At 62.9% G+C, this 20,194-nt stretch carries 15 protein-coding genes; 3 read left to right on the top strand and 12 right to left on the bottom strand.

Translation table 11 applies throughout. The annotated features are described in order from the left end of the window. The 8 genes from L6Q21_RS04225 to L6Q21_RS04190 all read right to left on the bottom strand — a co-directional run. The coding region (locus L6Q21_RS04225; protein ID WP_237829312.1) for a PriCT-2 domain-containing protein at positions 1 to 938 on the bottom strand (938 nt) is incomplete at its 3' end. A gap of 218 nt (positions 939 to 1,156) precedes the next feature. After that, the gene (locus tag L6Q21_RS04220) at positions 1,157 to 1,387 is read right to left on the bottom strand and encodes a helix-turn-helix transcriptional regulator (RefSeq protein ID WP_237829311.1); all 231 of its coding nucleotides are present in this window, start codon (positions 1,385 to 1,387) and stop codon (positions 1,157 to 1,159) included. A 447-nt stretch (positions 1,388 to 1,834) separates the two neighbouring features. After that, complete coding sequence (locus tag L6Q21_RS04215) at positions 1,835 to 3,151, bottom strand: tyrosine-type recombinase/integrase (RefSeq protein ID WP_237829309.1); 1,317 nt, start codon at positions 3,149 to 3,151, stop codon at positions 1,835 to 1,837. 153 nt (positions 3,152 to 3,304) lie between these two features. Then, a complete protein-coding gene (locus L6Q21_RS04210) occupies positions 3,305 to 4,768 on the bottom strand; it encodes a recombinase family protein (protein WP_237829307.1) in 1,464 nt (487 codons plus the stop codon). Between the two features lie 59 nt (positions 4,769 to 4,827). Continuing rightward, complete coding sequence (locus L6Q21_RS04205) at positions 4,828 to 5,067, bottom strand: VOC family protein (RefSeq protein WP_237829305.1); 240 nt, start codon at positions 5,065 to 5,067, stop codon at positions 4,828 to 4,830. Between the two features lie 24 nt (positions 5,068 to 5,091). Beyond that, positions 5,092 to 5,223, bottom strand: coding sequence for a hypothetical protein (locus L6Q21_RS17940; protein WP_255696707.1), 132 nt, complete (start codon positions 5,221 to 5,223; stop codon positions 5,092 to 5,094). Positions 5,224 to 5,315: 92 nt separating this feature from the next. Next, complete coding sequence (locus L6Q21_RS04200) at positions 5,316 to 11,003, bottom strand: autotransporter outer membrane beta-barrel domain-containing protein (RefSeq protein WP_255696706.1); 5,688 nt, start codon at positions 11,001 to 11,003, stop codon at positions 5,316 to 5,318. Between the two features lie 528 nt (positions 11,004 to 11,531). Beyond that, on the bottom strand, positions 11,532 to 11,831 hold the full coding sequence (locus tag L6Q21_RS04190) for a helix-turn-helix domain-containing protein (RefSeq protein ID WP_237829301.1): 300 nt from the start codon (positions 11,829 to 11,831) through the stop codon (positions 11,532 to 11,534). A gap of 168 nt (positions 11,832 to 11,999) precedes the next feature. On the opposite strand from L6Q21_RS04190, the gene L6Q21_RS04185 reads away from it, so the two are divergent. After that, the gene (locus tag L6Q21_RS04185) at positions 12,000 to 13,457 is read left to right on the top strand and encodes a helix-turn-helix domain-containing protein (protein WP_237829299.1); all 1,458 of its coding nucleotides are present in this window, start codon (positions 12,000 to 12,002) and stop codon (positions 13,455 to 13,457) included. A 208-nt stretch (positions 13,458 to 13,665) separates the two neighbouring features. Here the strand turns inward: L6Q21_RS04185 and L6Q21_RS04180 are convergent, their stop codons facing one another. From L6Q21_RS04180 to L6Q21_RS04170, 3 genes are read right to left on the bottom strand one after another with little or no spacing between them, the layout of a single operon-like run. Beyond that, positions 13,666 to 14,208: a hypothetical protein gene (locus L6Q21_RS04180; RefSeq protein WP_237829297.1), complete on the bottom strand. Its 543-nt coding sequence runs from the start codon at positions 14,206 to 14,208 to the stop codon at positions 13,666 to 13,668. A gap of 32 nt (positions 14,209 to 14,240) precedes the next feature. After that, positions 14,241 to 14,849: a TetR/AcrR family transcriptional regulator gene (locus tag L6Q21_RS04175; RefSeq protein WP_237829295.1), complete on the bottom strand. Its 609-nt coding sequence runs from the start codon at positions 14,847 to 14,849 to the stop codon at positions 14,241 to 14,243. Positions 14,850 to 14,863: 14 nt separating this feature from the next. After that, on the bottom strand, positions 14,864 to 16,093 hold the full coding sequence (locus L6Q21_RS04170) for a multidrug effflux MFS transporter (protein WP_237829294.1): 1,230 nt from the start codon (positions 16,091 to 16,093) through the stop codon (positions 14,864 to 14,866). A gap of 108 nt (positions 16,094 to 16,201) precedes the next feature. On the opposite strand from L6Q21_RS04170, the gene L6Q21_RS04165 reads away from it, so the two are divergent. Next, a complete protein-coding gene (locus L6Q21_RS04165) occupies positions 16,202 to 16,588 on the top strand; it encodes a hypothetical protein (RefSeq protein ID WP_237829293.1) in 387 nt (128 codons plus the stop codon). 184 nt (positions 16,589 to 16,772) lie between these two features. Next, positions 16,773 to 18,020 (top strand): alpha/beta hydrolase, encoded by a 1,248-nt coding sequence (locus L6Q21_RS04160; RefSeq protein ID WP_237829292.1) that lies wholly within the window; start codon positions 16,773 to 16,775, stop codon positions 18,018 to 18,020. A 52-nt stretch (positions 18,021 to 18,072) separates the two neighbouring features. Here the strand turns inward: L6Q21_RS04160 and L6Q21_RS04155 are convergent, their stop codons facing one another. Next, positions 18,073 to 20,157 (bottom strand): TonB-dependent receptor, encoded by a 2,085-nt coding sequence (locus L6Q21_RS04155; protein WP_237829290.1) that lies wholly within the window; start codon positions 20,155 to 20,157, stop codon positions 18,073 to 18,075. Between the last annotated feature and the right edge of the window lie 37 nt (positions 20,158 to 20,194).

Raw genomic sequence — 20,194 nt, 5'->3', positions numbered from 1 at the left:
TCACTCGTCTCCATCTGACGAGCTAACTTACCAATGGCATGATTTCTGGGGAGCAGGTCAGCAGCTTTGCTTGCCGGGTTCACCCAGCCGGCATCCTGCGCCTTCTTGAACACGGCCTGATATCCAGTTCTGGTGCCGTCGAAGCTCGCCCATTTCTTGGCCGCCTCTTTGGGATCAAACTTTTCTGACGTCGCGGACCAGTCCATCCACAAGCCGCGCCCAGTATCGCCAAGCTCTTTTAAGGCCTGCCCAACCGCAACCCACAGATCGCGATCATCAGAACGCATGTGCAGGAGCGCGGAGCGCAGTTCTGTAACCGTCTTGGGATCGGCACGGACGGTCCCCGCTTCGCTGGTGCCTGCCGACTCTGACCGTGCCGCGCCGTGGCGCTGGGCAAGCGCCTGCTCCACATACTCGGCAAGGTCATATGTGCGACATGGGCTGTCAGCGACGATAGGCTGCTGGGTGAACGTGAAGAACCGTCCGCCCGCGTATGCTTCGATGCCGCTGCTGTTCGAGCCAAGCGATTTGAACTGGCGACCGTAGCCAATGAGGTGGATGCCGTTCCCACTGGGACTCATTTCGACATAGCCAAGCCCAGCACATGGTCCGCGCGTCCATAGGTCCGCAATGTCGGTGATGCTCTTGGCAAGCATGTCGTCAAGGTCAATGCCCTGCCAATACCCGCCACGCCCATCAGGACCAAGGGCAATTGCGAGACCGGCATATGCACCGCCCGAACTACCGTATGCGGCGACTGCCTGTTCATAGGTGCCAAGCTGCGCCCGGTCATCAGGGCTATCCAGAATCCCGCTCCGTGCCGCACCGTTGATGTAGTAAGGCACCTTGCGAGGCTTGGGTTTCCCCGGTTCGACAACAGCTTTCCATAGCAACCAGATGGGCGCACACCGCATGGCGTCTGTGATGGAGTCAACCATGGCTCATCCCTCCCCCTATGCTCGTCATCTTGGGGAGACGGAGGGCTGCCGGCGATTTTGCAACCGAGCGCGATTTTGCCCGATTTGCGGCCGGGGACATGCCGTGTTGCGGACCTGCCGCGATCTGTCGTTTAATGCTGCTGTTCACGTTGATACCTCTCAGCGGCAGGTCTGGTTGGCACCCGGTCCTGCCGCTTTTCATGTGTGGGAAAAGCGCCTCAGGCGTTACCGGGATGGCTGACGGTGGCAGCGCTAGTGCTGGTGAAGGTGCGCTTCTCGCGGAACGCCATCACTTCAGCTTCGTCGTAAACGACGCAGGCCTGCTTCGTGGCGCCAAGCTTCACATAGCGCGGGCCTTTGCCCAGATGCCTCCACAGGCGCATCGTGTAGGGCGACAAGCCGAGCAGGCTTGCCGCTTCGGCACTGGACAAGAGTTTGGAATTGTTCATTGCGGTAACCTCAACAGCACCCGCGCGCGGTCCTCGACCGTCGAGCAGGGAAATTAAGCTGTGGTCACCAGCGCCAAAGGAACTCCCTCTGGCAGAGTGTCCGGGGGACTAAGAGGGCATTTCAGCCTTCCCGTATGCCGGCTTCTATTTCACGAACTTCCCTCGTGGGGGTGCGCCGTGCGGCACCGTCTTATGTGATAAGACAACATAACCTTATTGTGCGTTTGCAAGCGTTGCAAGCACAATCTCGCGTAAGTCACGAAAAAGTTTCGTTCAAAAAAGCGAGGGGAGGGGGTGAGCCGCTGGACACCGATGGGCAAATGCGCCTGAACTAACGAACTGGTAGGCGAGGCGCTGTAAGGCGGCTGGGAGCGCGGCTCGTGCGGGGTGCCACCCCAACGGCGGCAAGCCCCTTATTGCCGCTGTGCGCGAGGCTGTGCGGCCCGGCTATGCGCGCTGGGGCAGGGCGACTACGTTGGCACCGCTTGCCTTCGCCGCTGCGAGCCGCCCCTGTTGTTCAATCCAGTCACCAATCTGCTGAATCTCGGGGTGGAGCCAGGTCAGGTTTTCCGTGTCGAGGTAATGGCTGGCAGTCACGTCCTCGTTCTTGGGCTTATGCCCCGTGAGCAGGTCGGTCCTGAACTTCTCGATGCGGCAAACGCCAAGGGCGATGTTCGTCATGGTGCGGCGCATGTCGTGCGCGGAAAGGTGCGAGCCAGCGGCTCCAACAACCTTGTCCAGCGCTCCGCGGGGCTGGTCCATGTAGCCGCGCGCTGAAAAGGAAGCGAAAACATAGGGATTGTTCTCAACCTTGGGGCGACGGTTCAGCAATTCAACTGCCTGCGACGACAGGGGCATCCATACATCGTCGCCGCGCTTCCTGTTGCTTATGCGCCAGCGACACTCGGCAGCGTCATCTACGATATGAACATTAGCCCATTGCAAAGAGGCGGTTTCTTCAAGGCGCGCCCCGGTGAGCAGCAGGAACATCACGAGGTCGGTGCTGGTGCGCTCCTTCTCAAGCGCCACCGTCGCCCTGTGCGTGGTCAATGTGTGCCAAACGTCGCCGACCTTCTCCTTCGGGATATAGCGCGACGTGCGTGGCTTCAGCTTCACCTTATGGTCCGCGAGAATCTCAACCGGGTTGTGCTGGATAAGGGGCTTCCCATCAGACCGACGATACTGGCGGGCGGCGTAGTTCAGCATTGCGCGAAGAATATCAAAGGCTTGGTTGGCTTGCCCGGGCGAACCCCCTTCGCGGTCCCCATGCAGCCCCTTCTCCGCCATTTCCTTGTAACGAGTGCGGCACATGTCCTCGGTGATCTGGACGATGGGCTTATGCTCCCATTTCTCGAAGACCGTGGTGACAATGCGCTCAATGGCGTCCTTGCTCCGAGGCTTCAGCTTGCCGGGGCGGTTCATATAGCTGTCCGCCACGTCGCGCAGCGTCACTGCCATCGCCTCGTCAGCCTTCTTCGCTTCCGCCTTTGCTGCAACCGGGTCTATGCCGTCCCGCATCAGGGCAATGTGCTTCTCAGCCACCTTGCGCGCATCTTCAACCGTCCACGCGCCATATTCACCGATGGTGATGCGCCGCTCCTTACTTGACCCCGCAATCATGCGCTGCACGATGAAGCTAGCTGCTCCGGAATTGGTCAGTCGTAAGCCGAACCCTTTGGTCTCGGTGTCGGTGTAGATGATGGTCCCGGTGCCGGGTTTACGCACCCGGTCGATATTGGTTTTGGTGAGCTTGAGCTTCGGCATGGAACCCTCGTGTAAGAGCTGTGTAAGAGTGCAGCGCCAACATACGACAACATGTCCCGAGCATCCAAGCGGTAAAATGCAACTAAAATCAGATGATTAAGGTGATTTTTGCAACATACGCAAACATGCAGAAACATGCGTCTGGGCAAATTGCTAAACTGCCGTACTGGGTAACCGGTACCGAGGGTTCGAATCCCTCCGACTCCGCCACTTCAGTCCCTGAGTGGGCACTGATTTTACGCCACTTCCCGCCACAAGCGTTTGTAGCAGCCGGGACTTCGATCCCATGATCCTGACTTCGCCGTCTGCGACCTCGACACGCTGGGCGAGCGCGCGCAGATGGTCGCGGCGGTAGCCGCCGCCTTCCAGCCGGATACGGTCGCGGGCGGTTGCGGCGAACTTGCGCAGCATCTGCGGCGTTACCGCCTTCTGTCCCGAGTTCTGGAGCATGGCCTGAGCCCGGTCGGCATCGGCCTTGGCCTGATCGCGGATGGCCTTGAGGCCGTCGATGCGGTCTTTCAGCGCCGGGTCGTCCAGATCGGTCACGTCCGCCTCGATGGCGTCATAGAGCCGCTTGAGGCGCAGTTCCGATTCGGCCGCGCGCTTGTTCAACTCGGCGATATGCTCGCGTCGGCGCTCTGCGTGTTCCTCCCTGCGGTCGAGTGCGGCGGCAAGGACGGTTTCCAGCCGCTCGGGTTGGAGTAGCTGTTTCTCAAGGTGATTGACGACCAGATCGTCCAGCTTCTCCATCGACACGGCCATGCCCTCGCAGGCCGTCGGCCCCTGCCGCGCCTTCATCGAGCAAGTGTAATAGCGATAACGCCCACCCTTGCCGGTGCGGATGGTCATGGCCCCGCCACACTTGGCGCAATGGATCAGGCCAGTCATCATGGTCGTGCCGCTGATGACGCGGGCGGGCATGACCTTGGGATTGCGGGCCTTGAGCAGTTTCTGAACCGCGTCGAACGTCTCCTTGTCGATGATCGGAGGGACGGGAACCGTTACGATCTCGCTGACCGGCTTCAATTCCTTGGTCTTGCTGCGCTTGTTGAACTCATGCTCGCCCATATAGGTGCGGCGGGTCAGGATGCGGTGAACCTGACCGATGCCCCAGCGTCCACCGTCGCGGGTGAATATGCGACGGCTATTGAGATAGGAGACGATGTTCTTGACGCCCATCTGGCCGGTCGTGCCATCGCCTTCCAAGGCAAGCCTGTAGATCAGCCGCACCGTGTCGGCGTGGAGGGGGTCGATTTCCAGCTTCTTCTTGGTCTTGGCTCCGCGCTGCTCGGCGGCGACAGTGCGATAGCCGATAGGGGGAAGCGAGCCGTTCCAGAAGCCTTGGCGGGCGTTCTCTTTCAAGGCACGCATGACGTGCTTGGCGTTTTCCTTGGATTGGTATTCATCGAACAGCGCCATGATCTGCCGCATCATGACGTGCATGGGGTCATCCCCCATTTCCTGAGTGATCGAGACCAGCTTGACGCCGTTCTTCGCCAGCTTGCGGACATAGAACTCAAGCTCGAAGTGGTCGCGGAAGAAGCGGCTGTTCGAAGTGCGATCGAGTTTATGATCCTGACTTCCGCTCGTCCGGGCGCCCAGTGACCCGTTAGCCATGTTTTCATATCCTGCATGCGCCTCTGCTCCGACCTTGTGAACGCCGGGGGACCATGCCCCTACAGGCCCGGGTTGCGATAAAGTGCGCCCCGGCCTGTTCGGGCGCGGCTCCATATCTCGTCATCGGCAAGGTCCGTCTGGATGAGCTCTACCGGCACGCCGTCGTCGTTGATGATGGCGACGAAGTAGCCGTCAATAGGTTCATAGGGCCCAAGCAGCAGTTCCTCTCCCTCAATTGCCGCTTGCAGATCCGCCACCTTGAACGCCGGGTGCGGCACGGTGCGGATGAGGGGATGCAAGGGAGAGTTTGGCGTGAACCGGTGCTACTGGATACGGAAGGCGCCGAAGTTGTCCGTCGTATATATGCCGGCCGCCAGGCTGAAGATCTCACCGGGGCGGGTTTCATCCGTCGGGATACCCATATGGTGGAATGTGTAGGCGATATGGGGTTTCACGGCCGTGCCTTTCCGGAAGGCGGACGATTGGCTGCGTGGAAGAGCAGCCCTGCCTGTTTGGGCGGGGCTGCTCTCTACATGCAAGGCTCTTATCAGAACGCGATGGTGAGCCTTGCCGTCCCTGAGTGGGAAGTGAAGTCCTTGCCCAGTTCAGGGGCGTATTGCACGGAGAACGCCACGTTCTTCGCACCGAGGAGGTCGGCGCCGATGGAGAACCGGCCCAGCGTGCCGGGGCCTGCGGTCTTCAGGTCGAAGCTGTCACCCTGCGGCTGCTCGGCGAACCGGGCGGTCGTCGTCCATTCGCGTGGGGACCCATATTCCAGCACGGCGCTGGCGAACGGACGAAGCGTGACCTTCCCGCTCAGCGCCAGCGCTGTCCCCATCTCCACGCCCGCCACGCCGATCAGCGCCGTGTCCGCGCGGCCTTCCACCGCCAGCCGGAACGGCGAGTTGCCCGTCTCGGTGAACGCCTTGTTGGAGACATGAATGGCATGGCCTTCCACGAACGGGCGGACAAAGCTCTTCCCTTCCTCCAGCAGGTTGTAGGCCGCCCGCGCATGGCCACCCAGTTGCGACTGCTTCGGACTGGCGTTCGCCTGTTCGGCCAAGCCCAGCGAGATCGTCCGGCGGGACTTGTACCAGCCATAGGCCGCGTCGATCCCGGCGGAGAGTTCAAAGCGCGCCGGCGTGTAGAGCAGGCCGAGGCCCGCCAGCAGCGTGTCGCCCTTGATCCGTGCTGAGCGGCTTTCATCGTGGAACGTCGTGCCTTCGTAAGCCACCGAGCCGGTGAGCGCGAGGTCGTCCGACAGCGGCGTCTGTCCGCCAATCTGCATCGCCCAGGCATCGGCCCTGTAGCCATGCGTGTCGGTTGCCGCCTCCTGCGTGGTGTTGTTCACCAGCACGCGCGCCCAGCCGCAGCGCTCGGTGGAGCGGTCTTCCAGTTGCAGCCCGGCGCAGCCGCCGGTGAGGTTGCCCGCGAAGGTGCGGCTGCTGTTGAAGCGGAAGGCGCCGAAGGCCCCCAGCCCCTGACCGGCGAGCGACTTCAGGCCAGCCGCATACCCGGCGTCGTCCGCCACCGTCAGCAGGCGGGTGAAGGCGGTGTCGGCCGAAGCACCACCGTCGAACAGCGATTGCAGGCTGGCAGCCACCGACTTCTCGTTGGCGCCGAAGCCGGCCGCCTTCGCCTTGAAGTTGGCCACCGCCGACACCGACATGTCATGGCCCGACACCGACGAGCGGAAGTCATACAGATGGCTGCTGTCGGTCATCGCCAGCGACGGGTCGAGCGTGAGGCCACCGGCGGCGCTCAGCACCTTCATCGCGCGGTTGGAGACGCTGGTGGGTGCCACATGCACCGTGCCCGCAATCACCGCCGTACCGCTGACCGACAGGCTGTCTGCCTTGCCGCCAGCCATGTCCGCATCGATGTGCAACACACCGCCCACCTGCTGGTGCAGATGGCCCGTCAGAATGGTCGATGTCACCTTGCCCGCAGAGCCACTGTGCAGAACACCCGCATTGGTCAACGTGCCGCCGTTCAGGTTAACGGTGGAGAGCGGAACATAGGTGCCGCCCTGTTCGTTGATGAAGTTGCCGCCGATATTGGTGTTACCCGTGACGATGCCGTAGTTCTGCACCTGAAACGAAGCGCTGTCCGAGTAGAACGCATAGCCGTCTGTGGATTCATGGGTGTTTACCACCCCATAGTTGGTGACGCTGCTGCCCGAAGCGCCGTTGCGGATGTATACAGCCGCGGCAATTGCGCCGAAACCGTTCCCACCCCAGACCGACGCTGCTTTGTTGCCGGCACCTCCAATAGTGATTGTGATTACGCCACCAGATCCCGATCCGCCATTGTCGCCGCCGCCGGTCGACTGGGCGAAAATGCCGGCTGATGCGGGACCGCGCGCATCCACCGTTCCCTGCACATCGATGTTGATCACGCCGCCATTACCGGTGCCGCCTGCCGAGCCGATGTAGGCGCCGCCCGAGTTGGTGAACCAGCCGCCGCCGCCGCCGACCGACTGGGCGATGATGCCCGGCGCATTGCCCCAGGCGTTGGAAAAGGGCTGTTGGGCACCCGTCACGATGGTGGCCCCTTGCGCGACGTTCACGCTGATGTCGCCGCCGTCGCCGATGTAGGCCGTGGCGAGCTGTGCCGCTCCCATCCTGTTCAACTGCATGGTGTTGCCAATGTCTCCGGCGATGCCCCCGGAGCCTCCCACAGATTGGGCAAACACGCCCACCGCCCCGGCACCATAAGTTACGATGTTGGCCCCCACATTGACGTGGACGCCCTGCATGTCGGCAGGATTCGTGCTGAGGCCGCTGTTCACCGAGCCCTTCTTGCCGAACTCCGCCAGTGGATCGGGAGCCCCCAGGAAATCAGCGGCCTGGCTTCCCTGTGGCTTGCCGCCCAGCGCGAGGCCACCGCCCGCCGCCACCGTCTGTGCCAAGATGCCCACACCGTTGTCGCCGCGCGTGGTGATCACGCCAGCCCCGTTGGTGGTGACGAAAACCGCGCCGGCGTTGCCGCTGATGTTGCTGCCCGTCGCGCCCAGGCGGAGATCGACGTTGAAATCCTTGGAGGCGCCCGAGCTGATGGATCCGTTTGCGGTGTCGAGGTTGGTCGCCAGGGTTTTCAGGATACCGCCGCCGCCGGAGATCGACTGGGCGATGATGCCATAGGAATCATGCCCGCGCGTCTCGATCGTGCCGGAGTTCGTCACCTGCGCTACTTGCGAACTGCCGTTTGCCACCGTGGCCGCGCCACCGAGCGTTGCCGTGATGGCAGACTTCTGGCCCGAGCCGCCTCCGTTCGAGTCTGTGACCGTTACGGAAGAGGTGCCGCCGATTCCGCCGCCGCCGGCTATCGATTGCGCCACAATCCCCGACGACAGCGCGCCCACCGTGTAGACGGTGCCGAGGTTGACGACGGTTGGCTGGCCGCCGTTGTTGGCGTTCGAATAGCTGTTGTTGCCGCCCTTGCCGCCGATGTTGATCCCACCGGAATAGGTGCCACTGCTGGCGGTCGAGGCGCCGCCGCCCTTGCCGCCGCCGCCGCCGATGGCCTGCGCGACGATGGCATCCGAGTGCTTGCCCATGGTGGCGACCGTGGCGTTTGCCGCGTTGGTTACCAGAATGGCTCCCGCTGCCCCGCCATTGCCGCCATTGCCGCCCACGCCGACGTTGATGGAGATGGATGTAGCCTCATTGTCGTCGCTGTTCTCGCCGCCGGTGGCGGACGTGCTGTCCAGATTGTCGATATCGTCGCCGTCGCCCAGCTGGCTGTTGCCGTTGCCCAACAGCTTGTTGGTGGCGGCAAGGAGCTGGTCGAGGCTGGCATAGCTGCCGATGGCGGTGCCGTTTGCAAAGTCGTTCGAGATGTCCGCCATTGTGTCGGAAACGCTCGCATCGCTGCCGTTCGATCCGTCGCCGTTGTTCTTCTTGTCGCCAAGGCTGGTGCCGGCCTTGCCGCCCGCACCGCCGCCGCCGCCGATGGACTGGGCGAGGATGCCGCCCGCGTCTGCCCCGAATGTCACGATGGAGCCTGAGTTTGTCACTTCCGTGCCGGCCGAACTGTCCCACGTACCGCCACCGTTGCCGCCGCTCCCGCCGACCACCACGCCAACGCCGAGCGTGCCCGAATTCGACCCCGCCGCGCCGCCGCCACGGCCGCCGCCACCGCCGATGGTCTGGGTGATGATGCCGTGGGCGCCGTCGCCCAGAGTCAGGATCGAGCCGGAGTTGTCGGCCTTCACCGTGCCGCCCGTGCCACCGTTTCCGGCCTGCCCGCCGATCGACATGTCCAGCCCGAGGCTGTTGTCGGCCTTCGTGGTGGCCTTGGCATCGCCGGCCCCGCCGCTTCCGCCGCCGCCGCCGATGGATTGCACCAGCATGCCGTCTGCCGATTCGCCGGTGGTGATGATCAGGCCGCCATTGCCAGCCCAGGATTTGGCGCCATTCCCCCCGGACTGGCCTTTGCCGCCATGGGCTACGCTGGCCGACAGGCTGTAACTTCCTGCCGAGGTGTCGGAGGAGGCATTCGCATCGCCGCCCGAACCGCCGCCGCCGCCGATCGACTGGGCGAGAATGCCGATAGAGCCATTGCCCGAGGTTGCGATCAGGCCGTCGTTGTCGGCGAAGACATAAAGCGCGTCTCCTGCCGTGCCTCCGTTCCCACCGGTCGCCAGCGCCAGCGAAAAGCTGGGATAGTCGCTGGCGCCCTTCACGATGCTCTTCGCGGTGGAAGCACCGCCTTGTCCGCCTCCGCCGCCGATGGATTGTCCAAGAATGCCAAAGCTTTCCTTGCCGGTCGTCAGGATGCGGCCCGAGTTGTTTTCGATCTGGTCGGGATTGGCTGCTCCGCCATCGCCTCCGGCGGAGCCATTTCCACCGACCGAGATCGCCGCGCCAAACAGGCCGGAGTGCACCTTGTCGTAGGACGATCCACCCGATCCGCCACCGCCGCCGATCGACTGGAACATGATGCCGGGCGAGTGATCGCCTTTGGTCTGGATCAGGCCGCCCAAATTTGCGGCATAAGACGATCCGGCCGCACCGCCCGCGCCTCCCGTGCCGCCGATGGTCATGCCCACCAAAACACCGTTGTTGCTGGTGGCATCGCCGCCCTTGCCGCCGCCCCCGCCGATGGACTGGGCGACAATACCGCCCGACCCGAAGCCCGAGGTGGTAATCGAAGCGTCGGAAAGTGCCACGCTTACCGTGTTTCCATTGGCCGCCTTGCCGCCGCTTCCGCCGACCGCGAAGATCCCCGTCTGGTCTGGCCCGACGCCGCCGAGGCCGCCAATCGATTGGGCTAGCACGCCAGGCGAGATATCCGTGATGGTGGTGGAACCCGCCAGGATCATCACGCCGCTGCCCTGCACCGTTACCGTGCCGGCCGTGCCTCCTGTGCCGCCATCACCGCCAGTGGGGTTGAACGACCAGTCAGACGCATGGCCGCCGCCGCCGCCCACATTGCCCAGCGATTGCGCCAGCAAGCCGGGGGCCGGGCTGGAATAGTCGGAGGGAAGATCAGTGAGGATTTGCCCGGCCAGAGTGACGTTCACGTTGCCGGCGTTGCCGCCTTCCCCGCCCGTGCCGCCCAGTTCGCCGCCACCGCCCACGCCACCTCTGCCACCCGATGACAAGACCCAAAGCGCCGCGCCACCGGGGCCACCGGATTGCAAGTGGGCCGTCGACGTCATCACTACGGTCACATCCCCGCCATTGCCGCCATTGCCGCCGTTGCCGCCCTGGCCGCTGTAGGCGCTGTCCCCCTTACCGCCACCGCCGCCGTCGCCGCCGCTGGAGCTGACCTTCACGGCATTCACATAACCGGCATAGCTGCCGGTAAGCGTGGCGTTGACGACATTGCCGTCGCCACCGGTAAAGCCATTGGCACCGAATTTGTAATCGCCGTCATAGTCGCGTCCAGTGCCGCCGGTGCCGCCGAAAGACGCGATGAAGGCGCCCGTGCCGGCCGACAGCGAGACCCAATATCCGTCGAGCTGGCCGACCGTCACGGTTCCGCCATCGCCGCCTCGACCGCTCTGCCCGGCGCCGCCTGGCCCCACCCCGCCACCGCCGCCCGTGCCGCCAATCGACTGGACGGTGATGCCGCTGGCGATGGAATTGGATACGCCGGTAGGCGTCATCTGGTGTGCCGCAATCACGGAGAAGGTGAGGTTGCCGCCTAGGCCGCCATCCCCGCCCCAGCCACCGCCGCTGGCGTTGCCATTGGCGCCACGTTGCCCGGTGCCCCCGCGTGAGGTCATGTCGATCGGCGAGTAATATGCGCGCGCCGACACATAATCGGTAAGGCCCTGCGGGTTGGTATAGGCGGACGTTAGAGAGGGTGCTGCCCCGCCGGGTTGTCCCGGGTCTGCGCTGCCATCAGGCGGTGGCAAGGCAGGTGAAACCCCCTCAGACGTGTAGACACAGGCTTCCCCCAACATGCTGCATTGGTCACCGCTGACCTGCGCATGGGCGGCAACCCCGGTCCACATCGACAGGAAGATAACGCCGGTTAATGCCGAAGATGCGCGAAGTCTGGTGGCAATTATAGAAGAAATATGATTCCTGTTCATATATGATTCCCCCTTGTCATCCGCCGATCTCATTCGGCGAATGCTGTATTGTTGAAGAATTTACTCTTCGGATCGGATCATTTGGTCAGATCAGGAACAGGCTGTCATTCCGGATCGGATTTCAATTTCCCTGATATGCGGGCCCGGGCTTTCGGGTCTTGCCAATTTTTCGAGTAGGCTTTTCCAAATTTTCGGAATCGGCATTTTTTGACGCCGTCACTCCCGCTGCGGGCGACGTTCCCCGGCACGGCCGAAGCCTTCCACCACCAGCCTCAGAAATATGAGATCGAGCTGCGCGGGATCCGCAAGGGCCGCGTGGAGCGAGGCCGGGGACACGCTGGCGAGTGACGCAATCTGCGCCATACCGCGCGAATGCGCGACTTCCGCGAACGCCCGGCAAATGGCGGGGCCGTTCCCCTGATCCAGCGCATCCCGCAAGACGAACAGGTGCGAATCCTCGTCCAGGAGGAAACCGGCGGACGAGACCGGAAAGATGCGGGTTTCGGGATCGGTCATCGCCAGTACCAGTTCCCAGGCCAGTTTGTGGAAGCTTCCCCGAAACTAAAGCCTGACAATCGGGCCGGTCTTGTCAATATGCCCGGAATCTATTTTCATTATTTCGAAAGACGGGTGATTTCAGCGCAATCGGTTGCCCCGGATTTACCCGCCACCTATTGTTGACACATGCAACAATCGGGAAAAATCCTGTCCTATGTCACCGAGGTCCGACGCACGGCGCGCGGTGGCGCCTATCAGGCCGACCACGCGCATTACCAGCTGGAGTTCAACTTCATCCTCAGCGGCAAGGGCTGCTATCTGCTGGATGACGGGCATCATGATCTGGTCCCCGGTACCGTAGTGTGGCTGTTGCCCGGCCAGCATCATCGACTGATGCGCTCTCCTGACATGTCGATGTGGGTTGCCACTATCTCACCTGCCGAGCTGGACGAGGAATTTCTGCAGGATGTTGCCGCGAAGCCCTGCAGCCAGCTTTCCAGCCAGGACGCCATCGCACTCGATCGGCTGCTGTCCCACCACTCGCAGGATTCCGACGATCCTCGCCTCTATCTCGCGGGCCTCGCCTATGTCTTTCGCAGCGCCCTGCACGCCTGCCAGACCAGCCCCGGCGCCACGCGCAGGCCCATGCATCCGGCGGTGATCCGGACGTTGCAGATTCTGCGATCCGGCACCGATGCGCCGGGTGCTGCCGAGCTTGCCCGGATCTGCGGGGTAAGTCAGGCCTATCTGGGCCAGCTGCTTTCCGAGCAGACGGGCCTGAGGCTGGTCGAACTGCGCAACCGGGCCCGGCTGGAACAATTCCATATCCTTTATCCGAAAAGCGGCGACCTGCTGACAGCCGCACTCGAAGCCGGGTTCGGTAGCTACACCCAGTTCCATCGGGTGTTCAGCGAGATGATCGGCATGACGCCGGGGGAGTGGGCCAAGGCGGGCGAACAGGCGCAGGTGCTGAGCTTCCCATCGGCGGCAGACGTGCTGGCCGGCACCAGTGGCGAAAGCGGCCGGATGATTTGGTATGCACTGGCCGAACTCGCGCTACCCACGGGCTCCCGCTGGTTCGGGCCGGATTTCGCGCGATATGTGGTTGCGCCGGACAGCTGCAACGGCGTTGACGAACCGATCCCCAATGGCATCAACTCCATAGACGAGCTTCGCGCCTACATGCCGATGGTGCTGGAACAGGCCCGCGCCGCGCATCCGGCGCATGCCGCGCGGCTGGATCGCGCCTTCCAGCGGAATGATCTGCTCGCACTGCATCAGGGATCCCTGGGGAGCTACGGGCTGGGCTATGGCGATGTCGCCGTGCTGATTACCACTTACATCGCGCTGGCGTGGATGGGGACGAACAACGCCCCAATTCCCACCGTTCCCCAGATTCAGAAGCTTTTGTCCCATGTGCGCCGGGCCGTATCCGCCATTGGCATGTTCCGGTCGGCAAGCCTGTGGGAACGCCAACTGGCGACCGCTGCGATCATCGCGCAGACCTCAATCCTCCGCGCCGCCGTCGATGGCTGCCGCGGCAGTGGAAACGATACACTGGTGCAGCGCATCAACATGACCGCCAACAACACGCTCATCACGTCTCTGGGGGTGGATGTGAAACAGCACCGGCTGGTGTTCTGAACCGACAGACAAAACCGGCGAAATGTCCGCGTTCCAGGACCAGGATATGTCGGATTGACGGGCAGGGCGGCGGCGAGTCCATTTGCATTAAATGTATGAGGTGTCGACACAGCTGTCGCTGGCCCGATGGAGAACCAATGACCACTTTGCGACAACTAGTTCGGCGGATCTCCGCCTGAAATGTTACCAGTTCCTGTCATCGGCCTTTTCATTTCGCACCTTCTCCGCCGCCGCCCGCCGCAGGTACTTCCCACGGCGTGTCGACGATCTCCGGCTGCCCCTCGACATAGCTGACCGTCGGCCCGGTCTTGGCCTGAATCTCCCGGACAACGTAGAGGATGGTTTTCTCCGTCCACCCGTCCGGCGTTCCAACCACTTGTTCGGCCAAGGCCCGGGCAAGGCGCGTGGAAATCCCCCCGCCTTGTTCCTTCACGTCGATCCCGTAGACGTTAAGTTGGTAGCCCTGTTGATAGGGAAACAGGCACAATGTCAGACGCAGGGTCTGGGAACCCCGGACTTTGCGCTGTGCATTCGCGATCCAGACCGCGCCATCGCAGGAGGCCTGCTTGAACTGTGCCAGTTGCGAGGTGGGGATCATCGCTGCAATCCCGCCCATGCTCGAACTGCCTTCCAGCGGATTGCGGATGGTGAAGCGGCCGGGTGTTTCGGGAGGCTCGCCCATTACGATGGGCGTCATCGTCTGCGCATCGCTGGTGTTGTGCTTCAGCCCAGCACCTGCAGCAGCGATCACATACCGGAATGGCAGGCGTTATGCTGACGATATCATCTTCCATGCCTTTCCTTGGCCGTCCGCATGGCGAGCGAGTCGGTCAGGAGCGACCAGAGGGCGTCACGACGCACCTGCATCGGTTCGCGGCCGGCATAAGTCAGTTCGACAAACAGGCTTTCGACGATGCCGATATAAGCCTCGCCGTAGCTGACGCGGTCGGTCTGTTGCATGTGCGCCAGTCCGCTTGTGTCCAGTTGGCGCAGGAAGCCCGACCGCAAGACGGTCAGGAACTGCTCGTAGCCCTCGCCGATCGCGTGCTTGAGGGCAGTGGGCGGCAGATAGGCGGTTCGGAGCAGATAGCGCAGATGGACCGAGCTTTCATGTCGTTCGGCGATGGCGTCCACATAGCCCGCGCCTGGACCTCGACTGCTGACATCTGCGGCCAGAATGTCTGCGGCGAACCGGCTTTCGACAGCAATTGCGTCTTTCAGCACCTGGAGGAACAACTCGTCCTTGCCGTCGAAATGCGAGTAGAGCGAGGCTTTCCTGATCCCGACCATGCGGGCGATCTCGCTGAGCGAGGCGCCGTCATAGCCCGCGACCGCGAAATGGCTGACGGCCGCTTCACAGACGCGGACGAGGGCAGGGGATCTTTCCTTCACAGCGGCGCTTTCCCTTATCCGTGTTGCAGGCCCACCTGCAGGCCGTGCCTCGAAACCATTCGTGCGGTGGTGAAGGCAAGGCCGCTGGCAGCAAGGCCGGTGGCGGCGAGAAGGCCGAGCCAATGCGCCGCACCGATCTCCGCGACCATAGCGGCGACCGGCGTCGCGGCGGCGCCGAGCAGCAGCGGGAAAGCGCCGAGCAGCGCCGCGCTCGCGCCGAGCGCCGTCGTTCGGGTGGCCAGCGCGACCGACATCAGCGTCGCTTCCGCAATGCCGAGCCCGGCCAGCGCGAGGAACATGCCCGTGACGATGCCCGGCAGGCCGACGCCGCCGAGTGCCGAGAAGAGGCCGATCAACGCGCCCGCCAGCATTGCCAGCGCGCCGGCCAATGCCAGCGCCTCGATGCGCAAGCGCGTCACCAGCTTCGCGCTTGCCATCGCGCCGATCAGCACGGCCGTCCCCGTCGCGCCAAAGACGAAGCCGAAGTCGCGCGGGGACAGGCCATAGCCAGTCTGGTAGGCATAGGACGCGCCGCCGATATAGGCGAAGAGGAAGAAGAAGACGGCCGCGAGCGCCAGGCCCGGCAGCATGAAGCGCCGGTCGGAGACGATCCCGGCATAAGTCCGCATCACCGCCGACAGGTTCAGCGAAGAGCGCTTATCGTGCGCCAGCGATTCGGGCAGGTTCGCCAGCGTATTGGCGGCGACCCCCACCCCGAGCGCGGCAAGCGCGAGGAACACGCCGCGCCAGCCGAAGGCCTCGCCGATCACGCCGCCGACGGCTGGTGCCAGCACCGGGCCGAGACCCTGGATGGTCATCAGCAGCGCGAAAAGTTGCGCCGCGCGCACGCCTTCAGCGACGTCGCGCACGCTGCTCATCGCCGTGACCAGCGCCAGCGAGGCGGCGAGGCCCTGAAGGAAGCGCGCCGCGATCAGGCTTTCCACCGACTGCGCCGATGCCGCCCAGAGCGAGGTCGCAACGAACAAAGCGATGGCCGCGAGCAAGGGGCGCCGCCGCCCGAGCGCGTCGATCACCGGCCCGAACACGAGTTGGCCGCCTCCCATGGCGAGCAGGAATACCGTCAGCGTCAGCTGCATGGTCGTGTAGGGGATAGCGAGGTCGTCCGCCATGACCGGGATCGAGGGCAGGTACATGTCGACCGAAGCGGGCCCCAGCAGCGTGATCAGGCCGAGCCCCACCGCTATGCGCAGGGGCGCCGGGCGCGAAAGGATATCCGTTGTCATTGCAATACCGTTTGCAAAGCCGGTGTCACCACGGGCCGAGACCTTCGAGAGGCACTTGCTACCTACCGGTAGCAAGTATTATTCGCAAGCATATTTTGCTGCCGCCAAATGTTGGACAGCTTCTCGGCGTTATTGCAGGAAGAGGGGATGGTTGATCCCACGCTGCTTCTTGCCTTTCTGGCCGCTGCTGCGATCCTGACCATTACCCCCGGCGTTGACACGGGCTTGGTGCTGCGCGCTTCCGCAACAGCAGGCATCACGGCAGACGCCATCGACCGCGACATGGCCGGCATGTGGTCCAGATCGCCTGCGGTTCTTCAGTTGTCTGACCAACCAGCATATGGCTTTAGCAGTGACCGAAACGCTGTCGGCGGAAGGCCCGGATCATATTATGCGGAAGAAGCTGACCGACTGAACAGAGCCGTTAATGGCAAATGCGGGGGTGATTGCCCATGTTGCTACGCATCGCCAAAGCGAAAGGCGATGCCGATATGATGGTGGAGGAATGCGAGCAGCCTGCCCTAATTCCGTCTCGTCACAGGCAATAAGGAGTTGCTGTACGAACTGCTTTCATGTAATTGCGAATTAATCGCAATAATGTAACCAACGTGCATGAAGGCGAATTTTAGAATGCATCCAAGATGAAAAGCCATTGCACGCCGGCTCTCCGCCCGCAGTGATGGAGCGATCCATTCGGCAGAGTGCTTCCAACCGGAACCTGCGGCTGGTCAAGTGGACGCTGGGAAGCTTCATCCTTCTCCTCGCGCTGGCGTTTGCCGGCCTCCAGTTCTTCTTTGCCGCCAGCGTTGCTCCGGTCGAGCCGTTCGTGCCCACGAAGGCGGAACGGGAAGCGGTTGCCTTCTATGCGCAGCCGGAAAGCTGGTTTCTGGAGCATTTGCAAGGCCCGCGCGAAACAGTGGACGGGCAGACGATCGATCCGAAGCTGCAATATATGATGGAGCAGAGCCGCCCCGTCGCGCCCTGGATATGGCGCACCGCGCCGCTGATCTTCTCGACCCCCTGGGGGCGCGGGTTCATCCGGCATGGCATCGACCGCGAATGGCGGCTCTACACGAAGGTCACGCCGGAAATGGCGCGGGTGGACGACCGGATCATCGAGGGGCGACGCGGCCCGATTCCGATCCGCATCTACCGGCCGAAGGGAGAAGGTGTCGGACCGCTTCCGGTGCTGGTCTACCATCATGGCGGCGGCTGGATCTTCGCGAGCATCGCCTCGCACGACCGGGTGTCGCGGCTGCTCGCCAACGAGGCGAAAGCGATCGTCCTTTCGGTAAATTACCGTCTCGCGCCCGAGCATCGCTATCCTGCCGCCAGCGACGATGGCGAGGACAGCTTCCTCTGGGCGCGCGCCAATGCGGCATCGTTCGGTGGCGACCCGGCGAAGGTCGGCGTCGGCGGCGACAGCGCCGGGGGCCATGTCGCCATCAACATCGCCCAGCGTCAGGTGAAAGCGGGCAAGCCGGTGCCCGCAGCCATGCTGCTTTTCTATCCCGGCGCCGGGCTGCCGCAGGATGACCCGTCCTACAGGCTGTTCGGCAAGGGCTATGCGCTCGACAGCGCGTTCATCGAGTTCATCCTGCCACGGGTGTTCGAGGACTATCGACGCGATCGTATCCGCGAAGCGGACGAGTTTATGAACCCGGTCTCCGCCAATAGTCTCGCGGGCCTGCCGCCCACGATCGTCGCCACTGCCGGATTCGACATATTGCGCGATTCCGGGCGCAGGTTCGCCGACAGGCTGGAAGAAGACGGTGTGCCGGTGCGCTATACCAACTATTCCTCCCTCACCCACAGCTTCCTGCAATTCTCGGCCGTGGTGAAAGACGCCGACACCGCCTCGACCGAAAGCGCGCGGTTGTTCGGCGAGTCGATCCGCAACCCCGCGCGGCTGTTGCCGGCCCCATGACGCAGATTGGTATTTGTCTTGAAGCGGCCGCCTCAGCCGGCGCGCAAGGTCGTTAGAACTTCAATCCGAACTCGACGCCGATGACGCGCGGTTTTCCCGGAGTGGCGTAATATCCCCCGTCGAAACCGAAGAGGAAATTCTCATAGGCGGTGGAAGTGTAGACCAGCTTGTCCGCTATGTTCTCGGCGAAAAGGCGCGCTGACCAGCGCTCGGCTTCCCAGCCGATTTGAGCGTTGAACATCCACGCCATGTCCTGGGCGACCGTGTTGGCCGGGTTCAGCATGGCCTTGCCGGTCCCGTTTGCTTCGCCGCGCAGGAACAGGCCGTCCCACGGGCGCCAGCTCGCGGAGGCTGAAAAATCCCATTGGGGTGTCAGCTTGACCCTGTTGCCTGAATAGTCTCGGGTCGTATCATATCGATACTCGACATATCGGGCGTCGACATATCCGAACGACAGGGCAAGATCGAGGTTTGCGGCAGGTCTGCCGACCAGTTCCATCTCGAACCCGTTGCTGCGAATACTGGAATCCGACGTCACGACCGTGGTCGAAAGCACCACGCCATTGTCGTCGGTGGGAACGACATTTTCCTGCCAGTTCGAGGCCTTGATATGGAAGGCCGCGGCCGACAGAAGCAGGCGACGGTCGAGCAGTTCCAGCTTGAAGCCGGCCTCGTAGCTTTTCAGCGTTTCCGAATCATAGGCCGTGAAGCGTTCTCCGAGTGAGGGAACTGCGGCCTGCAGGTTGAAGCCACCCGGAATCCAGCCCTTTGCGGCTGACGCATACAGCAGAAGATTGGGCGCCGCCTTCCAGTCGATGGCAAGCTTGGGCAGGAACTCATCGAACGATCCGGTGCGATTCTCGGCGGTGTAGAGGAAAGTGCCCAGCGGCCCCAGATTCAGTTCGCCCGCAGCCTGGCGCTTGGTGCGTTCCGCCCAGTCATAGCGCAACCCGCCCGTCAAATGGACGGTGGCGGCAAGCGGTATCGTCGCTTGCCCGAACAGGGCATATCCCTTGCCCTCGTTGGCCTGCCAGGGGGCGTAGGAGTAATCGTCGATGCCTCCTGCGCCCAGCAACGTTCCAAGTTGGCCGCGATGCCGCTCGGTATAGCCGTTGACGCCTATTACCCATTGGATGGTGGAGGACGTCAGGGCCGACAACCTGATCTCCGCGTTCAGTTCGCGATCGCGTGTCCGGTTGCCGCCGGCCGACAGGGGCGCGGCCGTCAGGTCGATGTCGAGGCCTTGCGATGAGTTGCGTTCGCGCCGGATCGAGAAATTTGCGTCCAGCTTGGCGAAATCGAATTCATATGTCGCAGCGGTTGCGAACGTATAGGCTTCGAGCCGCGTGTTGGCGGGCGCGTCGTTTACACGCTCGAACCGTCCGTTGGGCTTGCTGTTCAGCGTGCCCAGATAGACCAGATTATATATATCCCGGTCCATAGGCGAGAATTCGAGTTCATAGAGGCCGGGCGTGCGCTGGATGAACGCATTGCCCAGCAGATCCAGCGTCAGCCTGTCTGTCGGTTCCCAGCGCAGCCGACCCTGAACATAGGTCTCGCGAAGTGCGCCCGGTTCGCCGATGGACGACGCGATGTTGCGGGTGAAACTGTCGGTATTCTCATGCTTGACTGTCAGAGACGCGCCAAGGGTGGATGTAAGCGGCCCTGAGACGTGCGCCGTCAGTTCCACGCCATGCCCATTCCCGAAGCCGTAAACGGAGCCGCTCGCCTCCGCTTCCAGATGATCGGATGGCGCGCGGGTGCGGATGATGATCAGGCCTGACTCGGTGTTGGCGCCATAGAGGGTGCCCTGCGGCCCCCTCAGCACTTCAATCTGCTCGATTGCCGGAAGCACCAGATTGTCGACGCTGCGAAACGGAACGCCATCGACGTAGACCGCCGCCCGATTGACGATGAAGGGGTTGGATTCGATGCCGCGAATCGTGATGTATGTGCCGCCGATCTGGCTGGTCTGGTTGAACTGCACGTTCGGCACGAAATCGTCGATCTGGCGCAAGCTGTCGATTCGGGCCTCGCGGACGAAATTTTCCCCCATCACGGTCGCGGCAACGGGTGCGTCGGCAAGGCGTTCTTCCCGGCGACTTCCCGTGACGATGATATCATCGGCTTCCGCCACCTCTCGCACAGGCTTGTCGCCGGTTTGGGCCTGAGCC

The organism is Sandaracinobacteroides sayramensis (assembly GCF_022014495.1).
Classification (GTDB): Bacteria; Pseudomonadota; Alphaproteobacteria; order Sphingomonadales; family Sphingomonadaceae; genus Sandaracinobacteroides; species Sandaracinobacteroides sayramense.
The sequence above is the reverse complement of the archived record's forward strand: the minus strand, read 5'-3'. Positions and strand labels throughout refer to the sequence as shown.